The sequence below is a fragment of the Paraphotobacterium marinum genome (assembly GCF_002216855.1).
GTDB lineage: Bacteria > Pseudomonadota > Gammaproteobacteria > Enterobacterales > Vibrionaceae > Paraphotobacterium > Paraphotobacterium marinum.
This window is the reverse complement of record NZ_CP022356.1, coordinates 815,212-833,529: the sequence shown is the minus strand read 5'-3', so window position 1 is coordinate 833,529 and position 18,318 is coordinate 815,212. Positions and strand designations below refer to the sequence as shown.

Sequence of the window (18,318 nt, the reverse complement as noted above, 5' to 3'; positions counted from 1 at the left end):
GGATTAATATGAAAATAGCCATAATTGGAAGTGGAATATCAGGATTAGCATCTGCGTATTATTTAAGTAAAGAACATTCAGTGACTTTATTTGAAAAGAATAATTATATTGGAGGACATACTGCAACTCATGAATTTACTAAAGATAACAAATCCTACAGAATTGATACAGGATTTATTGTTTTTAATGACAGAACCTATCCAAATTTTAATAATTTCTTGAAAGATTTAAATATTGAAGGATTAGACACAGAAATGAGTTTTAGTGTTTCAAATCCTAGATATGATTTAGAGTATAATGGCCATTCATTTTTAAGTTTATTCGCTCAAAAGAAAAATTTTTTTAATTTGAAGTTCTACAAGTTTTTATATGAAATTATAAGATTTAATAAAATCGCTAAAAAATATGTGAATAATGAGATGTTAGAAAATTTTTCAGATGATTATTTGCTTTCAGAGCTACTAAAAAAATATAAGTTTAGTGAATATTTTTGTCAAAATTATTTGTTACCGATGGGTTCGGCAATATGGTCATCATCATTGGATGATATAAAGAATTTTCCAGTGAAATTTTTTGTAAAATTTTTTAATAATCATGGACTATTAGATATTAATAACCGCCCACAATGGAAGGTTATTCCAAATGGTTCAAAATATTACATTGAAAAAATATTTGAAAATTGTAATTTTGAAGTTAGATTAAATGAGCCTGTCATAGCTGTTGAGCGCTTTTCAAATCATTGTGCTGTCGAGATTAGTAATGAGATTTTAAATTATGATAAAGTCATTTTTGCCTCGCATAGTGACGAAACCTTAAAATTAATTAAAAACCCTACTCCTGAAGAAAAAAACATATTAGGACAAATCAAATATAAAGAGAATGAAGTTGTTCTTCATTATGATATTAATATGCTACCAAAAACCAAACAGGCATGGGCTTCCTGGAATTATAGGTTTAATAAAGATCATTTAACAGATCAATTACCTTCAGTAACATATAATATGAACATTCTTCAGAGACTTGAAGATAAAATGACCTTTTGTGTGACTTTAAATGATACGAAATCAATCGATAAGTCGAAAATAATAAATTCTTTTGTATACTCACATCCAATTTTTAATGAGAGTACTGTTAAAGCTCAAGGCTTACGTTCTAAAATTAATGGAAAAAACAACTGTTATTTTTGTGGTGCATATTGGTATAACGGTTTTCATGAGGATGGTATTAGAAGTGCATTAGATATTGTAAGTTTATTGAATGGTACAAAATATGGAAAGTAAGATCTATATTGGGAATGTAAGACACAGAAGATTTTCACCCAAAAAGCATTTTTTTAATTATCCAATATTTATGCCTTATATAAATCTTGATGAATTTGAGGAAATTCAAAGTTTACTCAAAATTTTTGGCAAATATTTTTACACTCCGATTAAATTTCAAAAGAAAGATTATTTGCAAAATAGCCAAAATATAAAAAAATCTGTTTTAGATAAATTTAATGATTTAGAAAAAACTAATTATTTAGATGCTCAAGTTTTTATGCTGTGCCAATTTAGATATTGTGAAATTTTTTTTAGCCCGATCAATATTTATTATATTTATCAGAAAAATATACTTCAAGGAGTCTTAGTAGAAGTCTCTAATACGCCTTGGAATGAAAGGTTTTATTATTCAAAAGTTATTTTAGAAGAACAAAAGTTATATAAATGGAGCCATGAAAAGTCATTTCATGTATCCCCCTTTAATCCAATGGACCAGATCTATCATTGGAAAATTAATAATCCCTCTAAATATTTAAAAGTACACATGGACGTATGTCATGAAAATAAGGTGTTTGATGCAACATTAATCTTAAAAGGTTTTCCTTTTTCAAAAAAATTGATGCGAAAATGTGTATTGAAAACACCATCTATGACATTCAGAATTTTAATCAATATTTATTGGGAAGCATTTAAAGTTTGGTTGAAGGGAAATAAATTTTATTCACATCCTGATATAAATTAAGGAGATAATAATGTATCAAGTTGAGATTGAAAAACAGTTTGACAAGCTGAATAAAAAAAACAAGTTTTATCGACATTTAGTTTTTAATTATTTAAAAAATATGAAAAACTGCTTTATTAAATTAAATGAAAGTAACCAAGATTTTTATGTTTTTGGAGATCCTGAATCAAAGAATGTTGTTGAAATTGAAGTATTTAATCCATTATGTTACAGACAAGTTATCCTTCATGGTTCAATTGGTGCTGGTGAATCCTTTATTAATGGTCATTGGAATACCAAAAATTTAACTAATTTTATAAAAGTAATGATCAAAAATGAAGATGTTATTGATCTTATAGATAGTAAATTAAATTTTATTTTTAAGATAAAGTCAAAATTAGAACATTATTTTAATAAAAATTCAGTTGTACAAGCCAAAAAAAATATTTCTCGTCATTATGATATTGGAAACGATTTATATAAGCTTTTTTTAGATGAAAGAATGCAATATTCAAGCGGCTATTTTGGCTCAGATTTTAAGATTAGTCTGAATGAAGCACAAGTAAATAAACTTGATCTTATCGCCAAAACTTTAAATGTTTCGTCTTGCGATCATGTATTAGAAATTGGAACTGGTTGGGGAGGATTAAGTATTTATCTGGCATCCGAATATGGCTGCCAAGTTACAACAACAACTATATCGAAAGAGCAATATAATTACACACAAAGTTTAATTCAAAAATTAGGCCTTCAAAATAAGATTAATTTACTTTTAAAAGATTACAGAGAACTAGAAGGAACTTTTGACAAGATTGTTTCAGTTGAAATGATCGAAGCTGTTGGAAAAAAATATATCCCCAAGTTTTTTAATAAATGTAATGAATTGTTAGATAATAATGGATTAATTTTAATTCAATCGATTCTTATGAAAGATCAAAGACATAAAGCATACTCTAACCAAGTTGATTTTATTCAAAAATATATATTTCCTGGAGGATATTTGCCATCCATAAGTGCCTTTTTAAAAGAATCGACCAATCACTCTAATCTTGTTTTAAAAAATTATATGGATTTGGGACAAGACTATGCTAAAACACTAGAGATATGGCATGAAAAATTTAATCAAAACAAAGATGCTATACTTATGCAGGGATATGATGAAAAGTTCATCAAAACATTCCAGTTTTATTTTAGTTATTGTCAGGGAGGTTTTGAAGAAAAGTCTATTAGCGTAGCTCAAATTCTCCTAGAGAAAAACATTTAAAGGGAACTTTCATGAATTTGATAATTTATAATATATTATTTTATCTTTTTTGGATTTTGTGTGTTTTTGGTAAAAATAATTATATTTATATACCTATTTTGATGCTGTGTGTAATATGGATTTGTAATAATAAATGTGTTCTGTATTCATTGAGTTATGCTATCTTTGGTTGCATCATTGATTCAACTCTAACTTATCTGGGATTTTTCGAATTTAATCAATTAATTATACCACTGTGGCTTGTGGTGTTATGGTTGGGTTTTGGCGTTTTTTTATACTTTTTTCAGCCTTTTGTCGCAAAAATCCCTTATATACTTATGATAATTGGAGGTGGTGTAGGGGGAACCTTATCCTATTTCGCGGGTATGAAAATAGGGGCTGTGATTTTTCCTAAAGATCTTTATATTACCCTTTGTGTTTTATTTGTTTTGTGGAGTATTTTAACAGGAATTTATGCAAATATTGTTATGAATAAGCAGATTAAGGAAGCTTGATATGAAACTTATTTTAAGAAAGATGTTTTATTTTTTTTTATTTTCTGCCACTTGTTTATCAACAAATATCTATGCTAAGCAAGTTGTCAATTTAAATGATATAAAAAGCTGGAAAGAAGTTGGAAAAGGGAGTTATGTGTTCTTATTCAAAACAAGATTCAAAGCTACCTTGAAGTCACCAACGTTAAATTATAAATATCCATCCTCTGAAGCTGCGATTTCAATACGTTATTTACAAAGCTTTACCAAACAAGATCTCATTGAAGCGACGTCGAGGAGTTGGAGAAGAATGGGAGAATCTCCTAGTTTTATTGCAAATGGAGAAAAAGTGTTGTCAAAAATTTATCCCAATGTTAAAGAAAACGATGTAATAACATTTGTTTATCAACCAGGAAATAGTTTGTTTTTTTTAAATAGAAAAAAAATTGGTATGATTAAAGATAATAACTTTTCCAAAAAATTTTTGGGAATTTGGCTATCTGAAAACTCAACAGCCACAAGGTTGAGGCGGTCTCTACTTAAAAATGCCCAGTAGTTCTATCAGGAGGTTACAATATGTTTAAAAAGGCATTCTTATTCGTATTATGTTCTATTCTAGTTGGTTGCTCTGCATCTATTAGTGATTTCAAAGACGAAACACCAAAGCTTGATTTCTTTCAATTTTTTAATGGAGAAACAGAGGCTTATGGAATGGTGCAGGATTCAAGTGGTAAAATAATTAGTCGATTTACTGTTAATACTATTGGTGTTATTAAAGATAATAAACTTATTCTGGACGAGACTTTTAAATGGGATAGAAAAGGTAATAATCCAAATAAGCGGATTTGGACGGTTAGAAAAGAAAATGGTAAATATATCGCAAATGCTTCAGATGTAGAGGGGGATGCTATTGGTGTTGAATCAGGTAATGCTTTTAACTTGAAATATACACTGAAAGTTATGACTGATAAATATGGTGAAGTGAATGTCTCAGTGAATGATTGGATGTACCTTCAGGATCCTAAACATATAATTAATTTAACGACAATGACTAAATTTGGATTTACAGTTGGTAAAATTTCAATTTTTTTCACAAAAAAATCATAAATCTTTATAAAAATATGACAAATTAATTTATTGAAAAAGTGATAATAAATAAAAAATAAGGTAAAGAGATCATGGACATGAAGGGATTAAAATTAGTTGGCTTATTATCTGTTGCTATTTTACTAAGTTCTTGCTCAAAAGAAAATGATAAAAAAACAGATGTTGTGAACGAAGCTCAAGTGGAACAAACGAATGAAAGTAGTGATAATACATCTGTTATTGAAGTTAATGATGAAGTAAAACGTTCGGCGGAAAAATTACTCTCAGCACTTAATAATAAAAAATATAATATTGTATGGGAGATGCTCACTGATGATAGTAAAAGTTATTTTTCTAGTCAATTTCACGACTTAAAAACTAATCCGAAAGCATTAGCTGAATTTTCCAAAGCAAGTAACATGTCAATATCTGAAATTAAACAGTTAAAAGATGAAGACTATTTTGTCTCAATTATGAGTGTATCAAATCAAAATATGTCAAAAACGATTCATCTTGATAAAATATCAATTTCTAAAAATCAAAAGAAAGCTAGCATATTTTGGTCGAATGAATCCACGAAAGGAGTCAATTATTTAATTCTTATCAATGACAAATGGTATTTGACTATGGGTGATAGTGATTAAAAAACTGTTAAATTGATTGTTTTTTTGAAAAGTGGAATTAGATTTTTATCACATTATTATAATAACTAGGTTTGCAATCATACATTAATCCTTAACATGGTCTTATGGATTAACAAAGATTTTGATAATAGGTTTTTAATATGAAATTGAAGAAACTTCATCTTAATGAATTATCGGCTAAGCAAAAAGAAATATATAATTTTCATTTGGTTGCAGCTAAGCTTGCTCAATATGGTTATCACTTAATCAAACTTGATTATAGTTATTGGAAAGCTGATTTTTTAGCATGTAGCGAAGAACATAATATTAAAGTTATTATGAAAACTGCACCGACTATTGATAAAAGTTGCGAAGACGAAGATTTACATATTGTTTTTCCTTTAAAAAACATATGGTTTTTTATGCCTTATAAGGACTTACTAGAAATTGCATCAAATTCAACAAGCTGGACGGAGACGTCTTCTTGGAAGGATTTTGGGGTTTATAGTACGACAAAAATTAATAATGATTTTCTGCAAAAAATTATAGATTATCGCTTATAGTTAAGATATATTTTGTTTTTATTTGATTGGTTTTACGACTTGTTTTGAACTATCTTTCTTCATTTTCAGAAATTAAGCTTATTTTTAAACAACAATTTTGGATGAGTACTTCCACATTATTAGTTGTTTTTTTATCGTGGGCTTTGGGTTCAATTTTTCATTTTCCGTCTTCAGTTTGGTTGGTTTTTTTCTCCGTTTTTTTAACCTTTATTAGATTTGGATCTAACAAAACATCGCAGATTTTGAATTTATTAAAAAGTTTTGTTGTGATGCTTTTGATTCTTATCATTGCGATACTTTGCTGTCATACTTTAGAGCCACCATTTGACTATATTTCGCTAACTATTTTAACTTTTTTAGCTTTTTGTTTACCAAGGTTTATGTCATATGGTAAACCTTTATCAATCTTTACATTGGTACTTTTATTAATTTATCTGAATTATTATGGCTTTCAACCAAAAGAATATCTATCAGATTTAGCTTTAATTATTAAGTCAGCTGTAATTGTCTCACTTTGTTATTGTTTTGTTATTTATGTTATACCATTGACCCAGATACCATCTATACCGATCAATAAAGACATATATGTTTTTAAACAAGCCTTTCGTATTAGCCTTAATTTTTTATTTTCAATTTTTGCTAGTTTATTTTTACCCAATTCAAATATATTGTGGATTTGTATTATTGCTTTAGTATTAAGCCAACAAAATCTTGCCATGACAATTGAGCAAGCCAAACAAAGAGTCTTTGGGACCATCATAGGCCTGATTCTTGGTTATTTTATCGCAATTATCTATTTTGAACCGTTTGAGTTTGCAAAATATTCACTCGTTTTTTTACTTTTTGCAATTATCAATTTTGCTCTTGCTAGGAAGGTATTTATTGTTACGGTTCTTGCTTCCATTTTAATTATAAATCTGTATTTTTTTATGCCAGTTAAGATGACATTCAATGATTTTGTGGAATTACGTTTGATAGATACTTTAATTGGAGTCATCATAGCCATAATTGGAGAGTTGATATTCTTTCCACGAAGTATATCTAATGATATTCGATTAGAAATTATGAAATTTTATCATGATATGACTATTTTCCTGCAAAAAACTTTAAATGAAAGTTTGGATAATGAACAAATGCTCGCATTTACAAAGGACTTTCGAATTAAAACTATCCAGCTTCATCAAGATTATACTTTTTTGACCAAAGAGCCATTATTTTATTTTACAACAACTGCTAAATTGTATGAAATTGTTGATACAACATTAAATAAAATGGTGAAAAGTTTATCGAAAATAAGTGCTGAGGACTTAAAAAATAATCATCAATTTACTTCAGTATGTATTGATGTATTTAGCCATCTTCATAGCTCAATCCCAAACCTAAAAGATAATTTGCATGAAAAGAAGGACCAACTTAAAATTATACAAACACAAATTGAGTCAATTAATGTAGAAAACAATAATCCATTAAACGATTTTAAAACGTTGATTTTAGTTTTGATTAATAGCCGAATTAAACTTTATAATTTGCTTTTAAAAAGGGAATGGCTAAAATCCTATAAACAGAAAAAGGAAAACTCCTAAAATCAATCGATAGATAATAAATGGCAACATTCCCACTTTTGATATAATTTTAATAAAAAAGTGTATACAGATTAATGCTGATAAAAATGAAATACTGGTTGCTAATAATAAGTTTAAAAAATCAATTTTTAAATTAGGTGTTAAAATCAATTTGTAACTGTAGTAACCCATTGCTAATGATATCACTGGAATGGATAACAAAAATGAAAATTTGGCTGCAGATACTCGGTCAAACCCTTTGAGTAGAGCAGCCGTAATTGTTATGCCTGACCGAGAAGTCCCAGGAATCAATGCAATAGATTGGAATAGTCCAATAAAAAATGCATCTTTCCAATTTAAATCTTTCAAAGTGTTTGTCTCACGTGCTGAAGAAAAGCTCCACCAGAGTAAAAAAGCAAAAATAATTGTTGATAGGGCAATAACAAGACTTGATCTTAAATAAACCTCAATAAAATCTTTTAGGAAATATCCAAAAATGCAAACTGGAATGCTTGCTAATATAAGTAATCCAAATAATTTTGAATGTTCATTAGGATTCCTTTTTAAAATTGCATTATATGTTCCAACCAATATCTCATAAATTTCTTTTCTAAAGTAGATAATGACTGCTAATAAAGTGCCAAAGTGTACACAGACATCAAAAAGAATCCCTTGATCATTCCACCCCAGTAATTGCGAAGGTAAAATTAGATGTGCTGAGCTAGATATGGGTAAAAATTCGGTTAAACCCTGAATTAATGCAAGAAAAATCGTTTGAATATGGCTCATCTTTAATACTTTTTATTTATTTAATATTTCAATGTATCTCAATTCATACTTTTAATCTTAACTTGAAAGAGTTTTTGATAATTTTTTTTTATCAATGTTGCAATTTTTTTGAAAATAGTATTGATAATAATTATCATTTGAATTAAGATCCCGTAACTATATCTACATTAACTGAGAATTAACAATGGGTAAAAAGTTATTAATTTTATTTGGAACCTTGATAGCAATTTTTTTAGTTGCTAGTGCAATTATTTATTTTGGTTCATCTCCAACAAATAATAATGCTACCAGCGAAACGAAAGCAGAAAAGACTTCAGATAAGCCAACTGTTAAAGATGGGAAATCTAAATCAAGCAGTATTTATAGTCAAAAAGCTAAGCAAATATGTAATATGATGGAACAATCATATGAGTTAATAAATAAAGGCGAAATTCAAAAGGCTCACGATATAGCATCGAGTGCATATTGGGATGTATATGATGCTGTTATTGAGATTAAATATAGATCTTATGCTTCACCCTCTCAACTTTTTGAAGTAGAGCAACAATTTCACTCCTTAGCTGCATTAATTGAAAAACCAATGAATGATAATAAAAAAGCTCAAATTAAAAAGAAAATGGATGGAATTTGTAAGGAAGTTAATAAAGAAGCAGCTTTACTAAATAAAGAATTGGGACTGTGAGGATATAAATATGTTTGATAATTCATTTTTTAGTGCACTTTCCTCATCATTTTGGATAATTCCAAGAGAGGGCACCGAAGCCTTACTTGTTGTAATTATGTTAATATCTGCCTTAAAAAAATCGGATAGAGAAGATAAAGTTGGTATTGTTTATAAAAACTGTGTAGGAGCTTTGTTTGCTGGTTTATTAATGGCACTTGGTTGTGTTTATCTAAGTAGTGTGTTCACTGGACAAGCAAGAGAGGTTAGTGAAGCGGTTGCCAGCTTACTTGCAATGGCGATGTTACTTTACGTTAATTTTGAAACCTTTTCTAGACAAGAAAACCTTCATCAATTGAGCTTATTTGGCATTGGTTTATTGGCTTTTATAAGCGTTTTCAGAGAGCTTGCAGAAACGATTTTATTTTACTTTAGTTTATTTCAAGGTTCTATGTCTCAACAATTTGGAACATTGTCAGGGTTGATGCTTGGTATTGTTTTGTTTGCTATTTTATTGATTATTTATAAATACTCAACAGATAAATATAGACAAATTAATAGAGTTATTTTTTCTTTAACCCCTTGGTTCATTTTTTTATTAGCTGTGATGTGCATAGGTAATGCGGTGAATGCATTTCAAGAGGCTAACTGGCTTGGCTTTACACCAACACAATATATGTTTGATAATTCAATTTTGAAAACCCAATCAAGTGTAGAGTATTTGCTTTGTATAACCATATTTTTAGTTTCAACTGGTTTATTGTTTTTAAAACAATTCTCGAAAACTATTAAAGATTTTTTGATTTATATATTTAAGAGTTAATTATGCCTGATAAGGTTGGTAAACAAATTCCTGTGAAATATTTAAATAATAAACCTGCTTTTCAAAAAGCAAGGTTAGTTTGGCTTGAAAAGATATTTCTAAAATTTCGTAAGAATTTTTATATAGTTCAAGCTATTATGTTTTTATTATTTCTTTATCTTACGATCGCACCATTATTTGCGAGTGTTCCAAAATCACATGATACGATATTTACAAATGTGACGCTCTTAAGTCAATTTCTGTTTTGGGGGGTTTGGTATGGTTTTTGTCTATTATCCGTAATTGTTATAGGTCGATTATGGTGTGGATTACTCTGTCCTCTTGGAGCTTTATCTGAGTGGGCAGGTCGATTAGGATTAAAAAGAGAAGTTCCTAGGTGGGTGAAATGGAATGGATGGTTAGTCATCATGTTTTTATTAGTAACCATTTTGGGTCAAACTATGGATGTTCGAGACGATCCAAAAGGACTTGCACTTCTATTTCTCTATATTTTTGTCTTAGCATTTATTGTCGGTTTGCTTTTTGGTAAAAGAGGGAGCAGACCTTGGTGTAGATATTTTTGTCCCATTGGAAAAATTTTAGGTGTAGTATCGCGTCTGGGAATTTTAGATTTTAAGCCTAATAAACAACGAAAAAAAACTGAACAGTTGCCCGAATATATTGAGGGTAGTTTATGTCCTACTGATTATAACCTTTCAATTAAATCGACCACAAATAACTGTATAACATGTGGGGCTTGTACTCATGCAAAACCTAAAGCTATGCTAGGTATTTATCTCAGAAAGCCTGGTTTTGAAGTCAAAAATATTATGAATCATAGCCCAAACTGGTCTGAGATAATTTTTATCTTAATCACACCAGGATTATGCGCGGGGGGATTCTTGTGGTTAATATTAAATGATTACAATGTATTTAGAGATTATGTGGGTGGTATCTTACTTGATAATAATTTTATGTGGTTTTTCAATCAAGCTTCACCATTACTTTCTTCACAAACATGGAATCAAAATTTCACATGGTTAGATGTAATATCAATAACATTATATATGTCTTTTTACGGAATGATCATTGCTCTTATTTTAGCAGGGACAAATGCAATTGCTTCAAAACTCATATCTTGCAATAAAGAACAATTTAAAAAGTCATTTAAAATTATCACATATCAATTTATACCAGTGGCTATTTTGTCAATTATTATTGGCTTGTGCGGGAAGTTTTTTGAAGTGTTACATGACGATTTTAACCTTCCCGAACTTATCGAAGTTTGGATTAAAAGTATCATGTTAATTTCTAGTATGTTATGGACTTTTATACTTAGTTACCAATATGTATTTAGTCTTCAATCCGTCGCTTTTTACAAAAAGTCTATGGCACTGTTGCTAGTTATAATAAATATTTTAATGATTTTATACATGTGGTGGCCTGCGATACTCGGGCAGGGCTATATGTCTGAAGTTGAAATGATCCGGCAGCATCTTATTGTACCCGGTAAATAAATAATTTTTAAAAAAAGAGGTAAGAACAATGAAAAAATTTTTCAAACCAGCCGTTTTGTCTGCGGCTATTATGGCGCTTGGGACGTCAGCTGCCTATGCAGATCATCCTATTTCTCCGCCAAAAGTATACCAAAATAAAGTGGAAGTAGCTCTTATATGGGTTGAACCCGTAACTATGGCTCCAATGCCAACGATGAATATGGAAAAGTTCGACATCCATAATGAAGTTGATATGCATGAAATTAAAGGTTCTGAAATGGGTTTTGGTGCTGGCGGTTGGATCCCTAATGCAAATATTGCTTGTACTATCAGTAAAAGAAATTCTGATTGGAGAATTGTATTTTCTATGATGCCGATGGTAGCCAATGATGGACCACACTATGGTAGAAATATAAAACTTGATGGTCCTGGACATTATGATGAGATATGTCACATTGATCCACCTGATTGGAATGGATTTTTCAGACATACAGATAAAGAAACTGGAACAGCACCATACTTTAAACCATTTACGATTAAAGGTGATTTTAAATGGATCGGTGGTGGAAAGGCGGGTGGATATTAATATCTATTCAATGATATCTGTATAATGAATATTAAATAGGATAGGTGTTATGTACAATAACAGTTATCCTATACAGAATAATCAAATTAAAAATTCCAATTTTAAATGTTTTTTTTTTCTTGTTATGTATAATAAAATTTTTTGAAGTAGAGAAAAAAAATGAAAATTTTAATTGTTGAAGACGAGATTAATACAGCCCAATATTTAAAAAAAGGTCTTGAGGAACACCATTTTGTTGTTGATATCACTCATAATGGTATCGATGGTCTACATCTTGCCCAAAACAATGTATATTCGTTAGTTATATTGGATGTTAACTTGCCTGATTTAGATGGTTTTAGTTTAATTAAAATTTTCCGTTCCAAGAATAAACAAACACCTGTGCTTTTTTTAACTGCTAAAGATGAAGTTTTTGATAAAGTGAAAGGTCTTCAACTAGGTGCAGATGATTATTTAGTTAAACCTTTCCACTTTGTAGAGTTATTAGCCCGCATAAATTCTCTAATGAGAAGAGGGACACAAAACTCGCAAATCAACGAAACCGTTCACATATCAGATTTAAAAATAGACTTTGAATCACTCAAAGCATATAGAGATGGTATAAAATTAGATCTGACAGCAAAAGAATTCAAACTTTTATCATTTTTAGTACGAAATGAAACTAAGGTTGTATCTAGAACAATGATAGCTGAGCAAGTTTGGGATATTAATTTCGATAGTGATACAAACATAGTTGATGTCGCTATAAAGCGTTTGAGAAGTAAGGTAGATACGCCATTTGAATCAAAATTAATCCACACTGTTAGGGGGTTTGGATATGTTTTGGAAAAAAGGTAGTGCCTTTAAAATCGATGCTTTTTCTCTTAAAAATAGAATATTATTATCTTATATAATATATTCTATTTTGTTATTAAGTTTTGCATTTGGTGTCAGTTACTTTGCAGTAGTTAAGATTGTTTCAGATAAAAATGAAAATTTTTTAGAAAATGAAATTAACACTATTAAAAATATTATCAAAAAATCGAAAGATGAAAATCTAAAACCGAGTCTTGCACAAGAAGTTATAACTGAAGCAGAGGACAATTCAAATAAATTTTATGTTCTAATATTATTCAACGGCAAAAACTATATTCAAACTCCTGGTATAGATTTTGATAATTTTGCCATAAAAAATAACATTCGTTCTGAAAATAATCTTTTTAAACTTAGAATTAATAAAAAGATTCTTTTATTCAAAACGAACCAATTTTTTTATAAAACCAATAATATTGAAATTATTTCTGTAATAGATATAACCCAAAGTGATGGTTTAGTTGAACAATACAAGGGGATACTATTAACTTCGTTTATTCTTATTTTTATTATTTCTTTTTTCTTCATTAATTTATTTTCGAGAAAGGGACTTCAACCGATATATGATCTTAACTTTGCGATAAAAAATACAGATCTTCAAAGCTTTAATATTAATTTATCTAGTAAAAGAAAGTGGCCAACTGAATTAACACAAACGGTGGATCTATTAAATAAAATGATGGATAAAATAGAACACTCTTTTCATCGTTTATCAAGTTGTTCAAATGATTTGGCTCATGAATTAAGAACCCCTCTTAATTCAATTGTTTGTCAAAATGAAGTGATCCTTTCAAAAAAAAGAGATAACCAAGATTATTATGATACTCTACTTAATAATCTTGAAGAGCTAAGAAGATTATCTACTTTAATTGATAAATTATTATTTATTGCAAGAGCTGAATCTCCACAAAATAGTTTGGAACGACAAGTTTATGATTTTTCATTGGATTTAAAACAATTAGTTGAATACTATGATGAAGTTGCCGAAGATAAAAGAATTAATATTCATATTAAAGGACATTGTATTGTTTATGCAGATAGATTGCTATTAAAAAGGGCTGTCGGAAATTTAATTTCAAATGCTATCAAATATTCAGAAAGTGATTCTGATATTGTTTGTTTGATGAAAGAAGATGCTAAATATTCTTACATTCTCATTAAAGATGAAGGTATTGGTATTCCTACTAAAGATTTAGACCTAATCTTCGATAGGTTTTATAGAACAGACGTGTCCAGATCTAGAAAAATTAACGGATTTGGTCTTGGACTGTCTATTGTTAAGTCAATAATAGATATGCACGATGGTCTAATTAATGCAACAAGTCAAGAAGGAAAGGGAACAGAAATAGAGATACGATTAAAAAAATAAATGACAAAATTGTAATGTAAAAGTCACTTTGATGTCACTTGTGCAATTATATAATCATTTTTTTTATAATTATCTCAAGAGACATGTTTAATTTTTTAAGTAGTGATAAAAACAAAACTTGGTTAGATTTGCTATTTTTAAGCTTGATTTTTTTTATTGCAATTTTAACTTATGGAATCCCAGCTTTATTTTCTCCTGATGAAACTCGATATGCAGAAATTGCTCGTGAAATGATCAAAACACACGAGTTTATTGTTCCTCACCTTGATGGCGTAATTTATTTTGAAAAGCCACCTCTTATTTATTGGTTAACGGCAGTTTATTTAAAATTATTTGGGTTAAATGAGTGGGCTGCCAGACTTGTTAATCCTATTCTATCACTAAGTTATATCATTTTTCAGTATTTACTTATCAAAAGGATTTTTAATTCTCGAATTATCGCACTACTTTCTTCTTTATTGTGCTTAACTTCATTACTATATTTGGTGATGAGTCGCTATTTAAACTTGGATATAGGTGTTGCAATTTTTATTAATTGTTCATTACTAACTTTTTTAGCATCCATTTATAGTCAAAAAAAGTCAAAAATTTGGTTAACATTATCATTTATTTTTTCATTTTTGGCAGTGATGACAAAAGGACTAATCGGTTTAGTTTTTCCAATGATGGTCATTGGATTATGGGTAATCTTTACAGGTAGATTTTTTCTTTTAAAAAATTACAGACTTTACCTAGGTGCAATTTTGGTTTTGCTTGTTTCAAGTATTTGGATATTTGCCGTAAATAGTCGCTATCCTGACTTTTTTCATTATTATGTAATTGTTCAACAATTTTTAAGATTTACAACAAATGAACAGCATAGAAGCATGAACATTATTGTATATTTTGTATGTGTTTTTGCCATTTTCATTCCATGGTTAGGTTTTTTACCAATTTTAGTTAAAAATTACTTCAAAAACTGGTTTAATACAAACCTTGAAGAAAAGTTTCTTATTATTTGGTTTTTATCTATAGTTGCATTTTTTGCCTTCTCACATTCTGTTTTGATCGGTTACTTTCTTCCATTAATAGCACCTGTATCGATTTTAATAGCCAAAAAACTAAAAATAGATTTTCAAAATAACACCATTTCTAGTGCAAATAAGATCCCTTTGATATTAGCGATAAGTTTCTTAATACTTTTTGCAATTGCAGGAGTAATTGTTCCACTTATTCCCAAATTTGAGTATTATCAATCCACTTTAATAAGTGTGTTTTTTTCGATGTCACTTATTCTTCTACCAATCATTATTTTTTCAATTTTATATTTAAAAAGAAAAAAAATTAGAAAATTGTTATGTTTGATTATATTTGGAATGTGTATTATTGTAAATTGTTCATGGATTGGTGCAGAATATTTATCGTCAAAGACAGTAAAGCCTTTAATAAACATCGCTCAGAGTATAATGAAAAGTAATGAGAGCACAATTATTGCTGGTTATCATGATTATTTTTATGGAGCATCTTTTTATCTTCATCGTAAATTATGGATCATTGATAATCCCGGTGAACTAGAAATTACTGGAAAAATGAGAAATTCTGGTGCTAAATATACTTTAAAAACTGAAACACAACTTTGGGATGCATGGCATTCACCTCAAAAGGTTCTCATGTTTATGAGAAAAAAAGATTATGATAGCCTTTTGAATCAAAATAAACACAAATTAATTCTTGTAAAGGCAACCTCTAAAATGGTTCTTGTTACAAATAAATAATATGTTATAGAGGAATATATTAAATTTATGAATAAACAAATTTCAGTTGTCATCCCTGTTTATAATGAAGAGGAAGTTTTAGAATCTTTATTTCAAAGATTATTTCCTGCAATGGATGAACTTAAAAGCACCTATGAAGTTATCTTTATAAATGATGGCAGTAAAGATAAATCATTGGAAATACTAACTAAAGTGCATTCAAAATATCCGGATAAAACAGTTATTATTGATTTTAATAAAAATTATGGTCAACATATGGCTATAATGGCAGGATTTGAACAGTCATCTGGTGAGATTGTTGTAACGATGGATGCTGATCTTCAGAATTATCCTGAAGATATAGGTCTTTTAATCGATCAAGTGGAGCAAGGTCATGATGTTGTCGGTGGTGTTCGAGTTAATCGCCAAGATAAAAAATGGAGACTTCTTGTTTCAAAACTACATAACTCTCTAAGACTAAAATTAACAGGCATTGATATGGTTGATGAAGGGTGCATGCTTCGAGCTTATACAAAAGATATTGTAAAACAAGTTATTGCTACAGAAGAGAACTCGACGTTTTTACCTGCTTTGGCTCATAGTTTTGCTGCGAATCCAACAGATATTGATGTCCGTCATGCAGCAAGAGAAGAGGGTACATCAAGTTATAATTTATATAAGCTAATAAGATATAATTTTGATTTTTTTGCAAACTTTTCAAAAGCTCCTCTAGAGTTTTTTACTATGCTCGGATTGGCTGTATCAACTATAAGTTTTATTTTATTTTTGTATCTTATAATACAACGTTTTATGCATGGTCCTGATGCAGAAGGTGTTTTCACACTATTTGCATTAACATTCTTTTTCATTGGTATAGTTCTGATGGGGCTGGGAATTGTAGGTGAATATATTGGACGAATTTATGAAGAAGTTCGAAAAAGACCTCGCTTTATAATAAAAAAATATTGAAGTAAGATCATTGATATTGGAGTGTTGTTTTTATGAAATTTTTGAGTAATACCTTGTTTGGTTTTTGGAATTATATAAGTGAACAACAGAATTTTATATTTAGATGGGTGCATATAACTTTAGCTGGATGCGTGTTGTTACAAATCTTGGACAGTAACTTTATGCATGTTAAATATGTATTGATGTCTTTTAATATTGGTACAATTATTCATATCATAGTTGGTATATTGACATCAGTATTAGCTTTATTTTTGGTTTTTCTATCATTTAAGAAAAGGGGACTAAAATATTATTACCCGTACATCTGGATGGATTTTCAAAATTTAAAAAAAGATTTGTTAACCATGATGTCTTTGAAATTACCAAATGCAAAACCAAAAGGCCTCGCTGCGATAGTTCAGGGGTTAGGTCTTCTTTCAATTGTTCTGGTCTGCGTTACAGGTGTGGCCTGGCTTTTATTTTGGTACTATGATTTTCCAAATGCACATGAAATTCAGAATATTCATAAAACAATTGTTGGTTTATTAGAGGCATACATTATTGGGCATCCTTTAATGGGGTTTATGCATTATGTAATGGAAAAGTATTATCCTCAATCTTTAGAAGACAAGGATGTACAGCACCAATTCAATATATAATTTGAGTCAAATTTCAATGACTCAACTTATTGTTTGATATGAAGAATCGATAAACCATCTTTTGTATATTATTAGAAAATATGCTCTTTAGAAGGGAAGAGACCAAGCTCAACTGACTTTTTATAGCTTTTTAAGGCATCAAGAATAGAGTTTTCCCTTTCTAGGAAGTTTTGAGCAAATTTAGGTATATAACCTGAGCTGATACCTAAAATATCATGTAGCACTAAAATTTGTCCATCTGTATTTTTGCCTGCACCAATTCCAATAACTGGTATATCAAGTAATTTAGTTACTTCGGTCGCTAAATTTTCTGGAACACACTCAATGACTAATAGTTGGGCGCCTGCATTTTGAAGTGTCAGTGCTTCATTAATTATTCTATCAGCATCTTCATTTGTTTTACCTTGTATTTTGAAACCACCAAATATATTTACTGACTGTGGTGTTAATCCAATATGAGCACAAACAGGAATAGCTCTTTCTGTTAGCATAGATATAGTATCTTTCAGCCATATACCCCCTTCTAATTTAACCATATGTGCGCCGGATTGAATAAGTTTTGCAGCATTGAAACAGGCATCTTTGGGGTTTTGATATGACATAAACGGCATATCAGCCATTAAAAGTGATTTGTGATTAGTAGCTGCAACACATTTTGTATGATAACTAATGTCATCGACTGTGACGGAAAGAGTATTTGATTTGCCTTGTACGACCATACCTAATGAATCACCTATAAGTATAAGTGGAATTTCAGCTTGTTCTATAATTTGACTAAAACTTGAATCATAACAGGTAACCGTAGCAAACTTTTGATTATTTTGTTTAAATTTTATAAAGTTAGTAATACTTTGAGCTTTCATAATAGG

At 29.4% G+C, this 18,318-nt stretch carries 20 protein-coding genes; 18 read left to right on the top strand and 2 right to left on the bottom strand.

What is annotated here, in order from left to right; translation table 11 throughout:
* The first annotated feature begins 8 nt into the window (after positions 1-8).
* The 9 genes from CF386_RS11000 to CF386_RS10960 all read left to right on the top strand — a co-directional run bounded on the left by CF386_RS11000 (position 9) and on the right by CF386_RS10960 (position 7,575).
* A complete protein-coding gene (locus CF386_RS11000) occupies positions 9-1,280 on the top strand; it encodes an NAD(P)/FAD-dependent oxidoreductase (RefSeq protein WP_089074482.1) in 1,272 nt (423 codons plus the stop codon).
* The gene (locus CF386_RS10995) at positions 1,270-2,004 is read left to right on the top strand and encodes a DUF1365 domain-containing protein (protein WP_158522396.1); all 735 of its coding nucleotides are present in this window, start codon (positions 1,270-1,272) and stop codon (positions 2,002-2,004) included. Before CF386_RS11000 ends, CF386_RS10995 begins: the two co-directional genes overlap by 11 nt.
* A gap of 10 nt (positions 2,005-2,014) precedes the next feature.
* Complete coding sequence (locus CF386_RS10990; RefSeq protein WP_089074480.1) at positions 2,015-3,247, top strand: SAM-dependent methyltransferase; 1,233 nt, start codon at positions 2,015-2,017, stop codon at positions 3,245-3,247.
* An 11-nt stretch (positions 3,248-3,258) separates the two neighbouring features.
* Complete coding sequence (locus CF386_RS10985; protein ID WP_089074479.1) at positions 3,259-3,741, top strand: DUF2878 domain-containing protein; 483 nt, start codon at positions 3,259-3,261, stop codon at positions 3,739-3,741.
* Between the two features lies 1 nt (position 3,742).
* Positions 3,743-4,276, top strand: a complete 534-nt coding sequence (locus CF386_RS10980; protein ID WP_089074478.1) for a chalcone isomerase family protein — start codon at positions 3,743-3,745, stop codon at positions 4,274-4,276.
* A 20-nt stretch (positions 4,277-4,296) separates the two neighbouring features.
* On the top strand, positions 4,297-4,827 hold the full coding sequence (locus CF386_RS10975; protein WP_089074477.1) for a DUF3833 family protein: 531 nt from the start codon (positions 4,297-4,299) through the stop codon (positions 4,825-4,827).
* A gap of 77 nt (positions 4,828-4,904) precedes the next feature.
* The gene (locus CF386_RS10970) at positions 4,905-5,450 is read left to right on the top strand and encodes a hypothetical protein (RefSeq protein ID WP_145955055.1); all 546 of its coding nucleotides are present in this window, start codon (positions 4,905-4,907) and stop codon (positions 5,448-5,450) included.
* 140 nt (positions 5,451-5,590) lie between these two features.
* Positions 5,591-5,992, top strand: a complete 402-nt coding sequence (locus CF386_RS10965; RefSeq protein WP_089074475.1) for a hypothetical protein — start codon at positions 5,591-5,593, stop codon at positions 5,990-5,992.
* A 101-nt stretch (positions 5,993-6,093) separates the two neighbouring features.
* Positions 6,094-7,575, top strand: coding sequence for an FUSC family protein (locus CF386_RS10960; protein WP_145955054.1), 1,482 nt, complete (start codon positions 6,094-6,096; stop codon positions 7,573-7,575).
* Here the strand turns inward: CF386_RS10960 and CF386_RS10955 are convergent.
* The gene (locus tag CF386_RS10955; protein WP_089074473.1) at positions 7,540-8,343 is read right to left on the bottom strand and encodes an undecaprenyl-diphosphate phosphatase; all 804 of its coding nucleotides are present in this window, start codon (positions 8,341-8,343) and stop codon (positions 7,540-7,542) included. The two genes, CF386_RS10960 and CF386_RS10955, sit on opposite strands and share 36 nt — an antisense overlap.
* Positions 8,344-8,527: 184 nt before the next feature.
* Here CF386_RS10955 and CF386_RS10950 point away from each other — a divergent pair, with 184 nt between their 5' ends.
* From CF386_RS10950 to CF386_RS10910, 9 genes are all read left to right on the top strand, one after another.
* Positions 8,528-9,025: a hypothetical protein gene (locus tag CF386_RS10950; protein WP_089074472.1), complete on the top strand. Its 498-nt coding sequence runs from the start codon at positions 8,528-8,530 to the stop codon at positions 9,023-9,025.
* 10 nt (positions 9,026-9,035) lie between these two features.
* Positions 9,036-9,827 carry an FTR1 family iron permease gene (locus CF386_RS10945; protein ID WP_089074471.1) on the top strand — a complete coding sequence of 264 codons (792 nt, stop codon included), beginning with the start codon at positions 9,036-9,038 and terminating at the stop codon, positions 9,825-9,827.
* 2 nt (positions 9,828-9,829) lie between these two features.
* Positions 9,830-11,323, top strand: a complete 1,494-nt coding sequence (locus CF386_RS10940; RefSeq protein WP_089074470.1) for a 4Fe-4S binding protein — start codon at positions 9,830-9,832, stop codon at positions 11,321-11,323.
* Positions 11,324-11,351: 28 nt separating this feature from the next.
* Positions 11,352-11,888 (top strand): iron transporter, encoded by a 537-nt coding sequence (locus CF386_RS10935; RefSeq protein ID WP_089074469.1) that lies wholly within the window; start codon positions 11,352-11,354, stop codon positions 11,886-11,888.
* Between the two features lie 159 nt (positions 11,889-12,047).
* Positions 12,048-12,725, top strand: a complete 678-nt coding sequence (locus tag CF386_RS10930; RefSeq protein WP_089074468.1) for a heavy metal response regulator transcription factor — start codon at positions 12,048-12,050, stop codon at positions 12,723-12,725.
* A complete protein-coding gene (locus CF386_RS10925) occupies positions 12,706-14,109 on the top strand; it encodes a heavy metal sensor histidine kinase (protein ID WP_089074467.1) in 1,404 nt (467 codons plus the stop codon). The genes CF386_RS10930 and CF386_RS10925 overlap by 20 nt, the downstream gene beginning before the upstream one ends.
* Positions 14,110-14,192: 83 nt before the next feature.
* On the top strand, positions 14,193-15,863 hold the full coding sequence (locus CF386_RS10920) for a phospholipid carrier-dependent glycosyltransferase (RefSeq protein ID WP_089074466.1): 1,671 nt from the start codon (positions 14,193-14,195) through the stop codon (positions 15,861-15,863).
* Positions 15,864-15,890: 27 nt separating this feature from the next.
* Complete coding sequence (locus CF386_RS10915; RefSeq protein ID WP_089074465.1) at positions 15,891-16,811, top strand: glycosyltransferase; 921 nt, start codon at positions 15,891-15,893, stop codon at positions 16,809-16,811.
* Positions 16,812-16,843: 32 nt separating this feature from the next.
* Entirely contained in the window at positions 16,844-17,449 is a 606-nt protein-coding gene (locus CF386_RS10910) for a cytochrome b/b6 domain-containing protein (protein WP_089074464.1), read from the top strand.
* A 71-nt stretch (positions 17,450-17,520) separates the two neighbouring features.
* Here CF386_RS10910 and panB read toward each other — a convergent pair whose 3' ends face one another.
* Positions 17,521-18,312 (bottom strand): 3-methyl-2-oxobutanoate hydroxymethyltransferase, encoded by a 792-nt coding sequence (panB, locus tag CF386_RS10905; RefSeq protein WP_089074463.1) that lies wholly within the window; start codon positions 18,310-18,312, stop codon positions 17,521-17,523.
* Between the last annotated feature and the right edge of the window lie 6 nt (positions 18,313-18,318).

Coding starts and splice junctions, on each gene's coding strand:
- CF386_RS11000 (WP_089074482.1), top strand. CDS start 9: ATGAAAATAGCCATAATTGGAAGTGGAATATCAGGATTAGCATCTGCG.
- CF386_RS10995 (WP_158522396.1), top strand. CDS start 1,270: ATGGAAAGTAAGATCTATATTGGGAATGTAAGACACAGAAGATTTTCA.
- CF386_RS10990 (WP_089074480.1), top strand. CDS start 2,015: ATGTATCAAGTTGAGATTGAAAAACAGTTTGACAAGCTGAATAAAAAA.
- CF386_RS10985 (WP_089074479.1), top strand. CDS start 3,259: ATGAATTTGATAATTTATAATATATTATTTTATCTTTTTTGGATTTTG.
- CF386_RS10980 (WP_089074478.1), top strand. CDS start 3,743: ATGAAACTTATTTTAAGAAAGATGTTTTATTTTTTTTTATTTTCTGCC.
- CF386_RS10975 (WP_089074477.1), top strand. CDS start 4,297: ATGTTTAAAAAGGCATTCTTATTCGTATTATGTTCTATTCTAGTTGGT.
- CF386_RS10970 (WP_145955055.1), top strand. CDS start 4,905: ATGAAGGGATTAAAATTAGTTGGCTTATTATCTGTTGCTATTTTACTA.
- CF386_RS10965 (WP_089074475.1), top strand. CDS start 5,591: ATGAAATTGAAGAAACTTCATCTTAATGAATTATCGGCTAAGCAAAAA.
- CF386_RS10960 (WP_145955054.1), top strand. CDS start 6,094: ATGAGTACTTCCACATTATTAGTTGTTTTTTTATCGTGGGCTTTGGGT.
- CF386_RS10955 (WP_089074473.1), bottom strand. CDS start 8,343: ATGAGCCATATTCAAACGATTTTTCTTGCATTAATTCAGGGTTTAACC.
- CF386_RS10950 (WP_089074472.1), top strand. CDS start 8,528: ATGGGTAAAAAGTTATTAATTTTATTTGGAACCTTGATAGCAATTTTT.
- CF386_RS10945 (WP_089074471.1), top strand. CDS start 9,036: ATGTTTGATAATTCATTTTTTAGTGCACTTTCCTCATCATTTTGGATA.
- CF386_RS10940 (WP_089074470.1), top strand. CDS start 9,830: ATGCCTGATAAGGTTGGTAAACAAATTCCTGTGAAATATTTAAATAAT.
- CF386_RS10935 (WP_089074469.1), top strand. CDS start 11,352: ATGAAAAAATTTTTCAAACCAGCCGTTTTGTCTGCGGCTATTATGGCG.
- CF386_RS10930 (WP_089074468.1), top strand. CDS start 12,048: ATGAAAATTTTAATTGTTGAAGACGAGATTAATACAGCCCAATATTTA.
- CF386_RS10925 (WP_089074467.1), top strand. CDS start 12,706: ATGTTTTGGAAAAAAGGTAGTGCCTTTAAAATCGATGCTTTTTCTCTT.
- CF386_RS10920 (WP_089074466.1), top strand. CDS start 14,193: ATGTTTAATTTTTTAAGTAGTGATAAAAACAAAACTTGGTTAGATTTG.
- CF386_RS10915 (WP_089074465.1), top strand. CDS start 15,891: ATGAATAAACAAATTTCAGTTGTCATCCCTGTTTATAATGAAGAGGAA.
- CF386_RS10910 (WP_089074464.1), top strand. CDS start 16,844: ATGAAATTTTTGAGTAATACCTTGTTTGGTTTTTGGAATTATATAAGT.
- panB (WP_089074463.1), bottom strand. CDS start 18,312: ATGAAAGCTCAAAGTATTACTAACTTTATAAAATTTAAACAAAATAAT.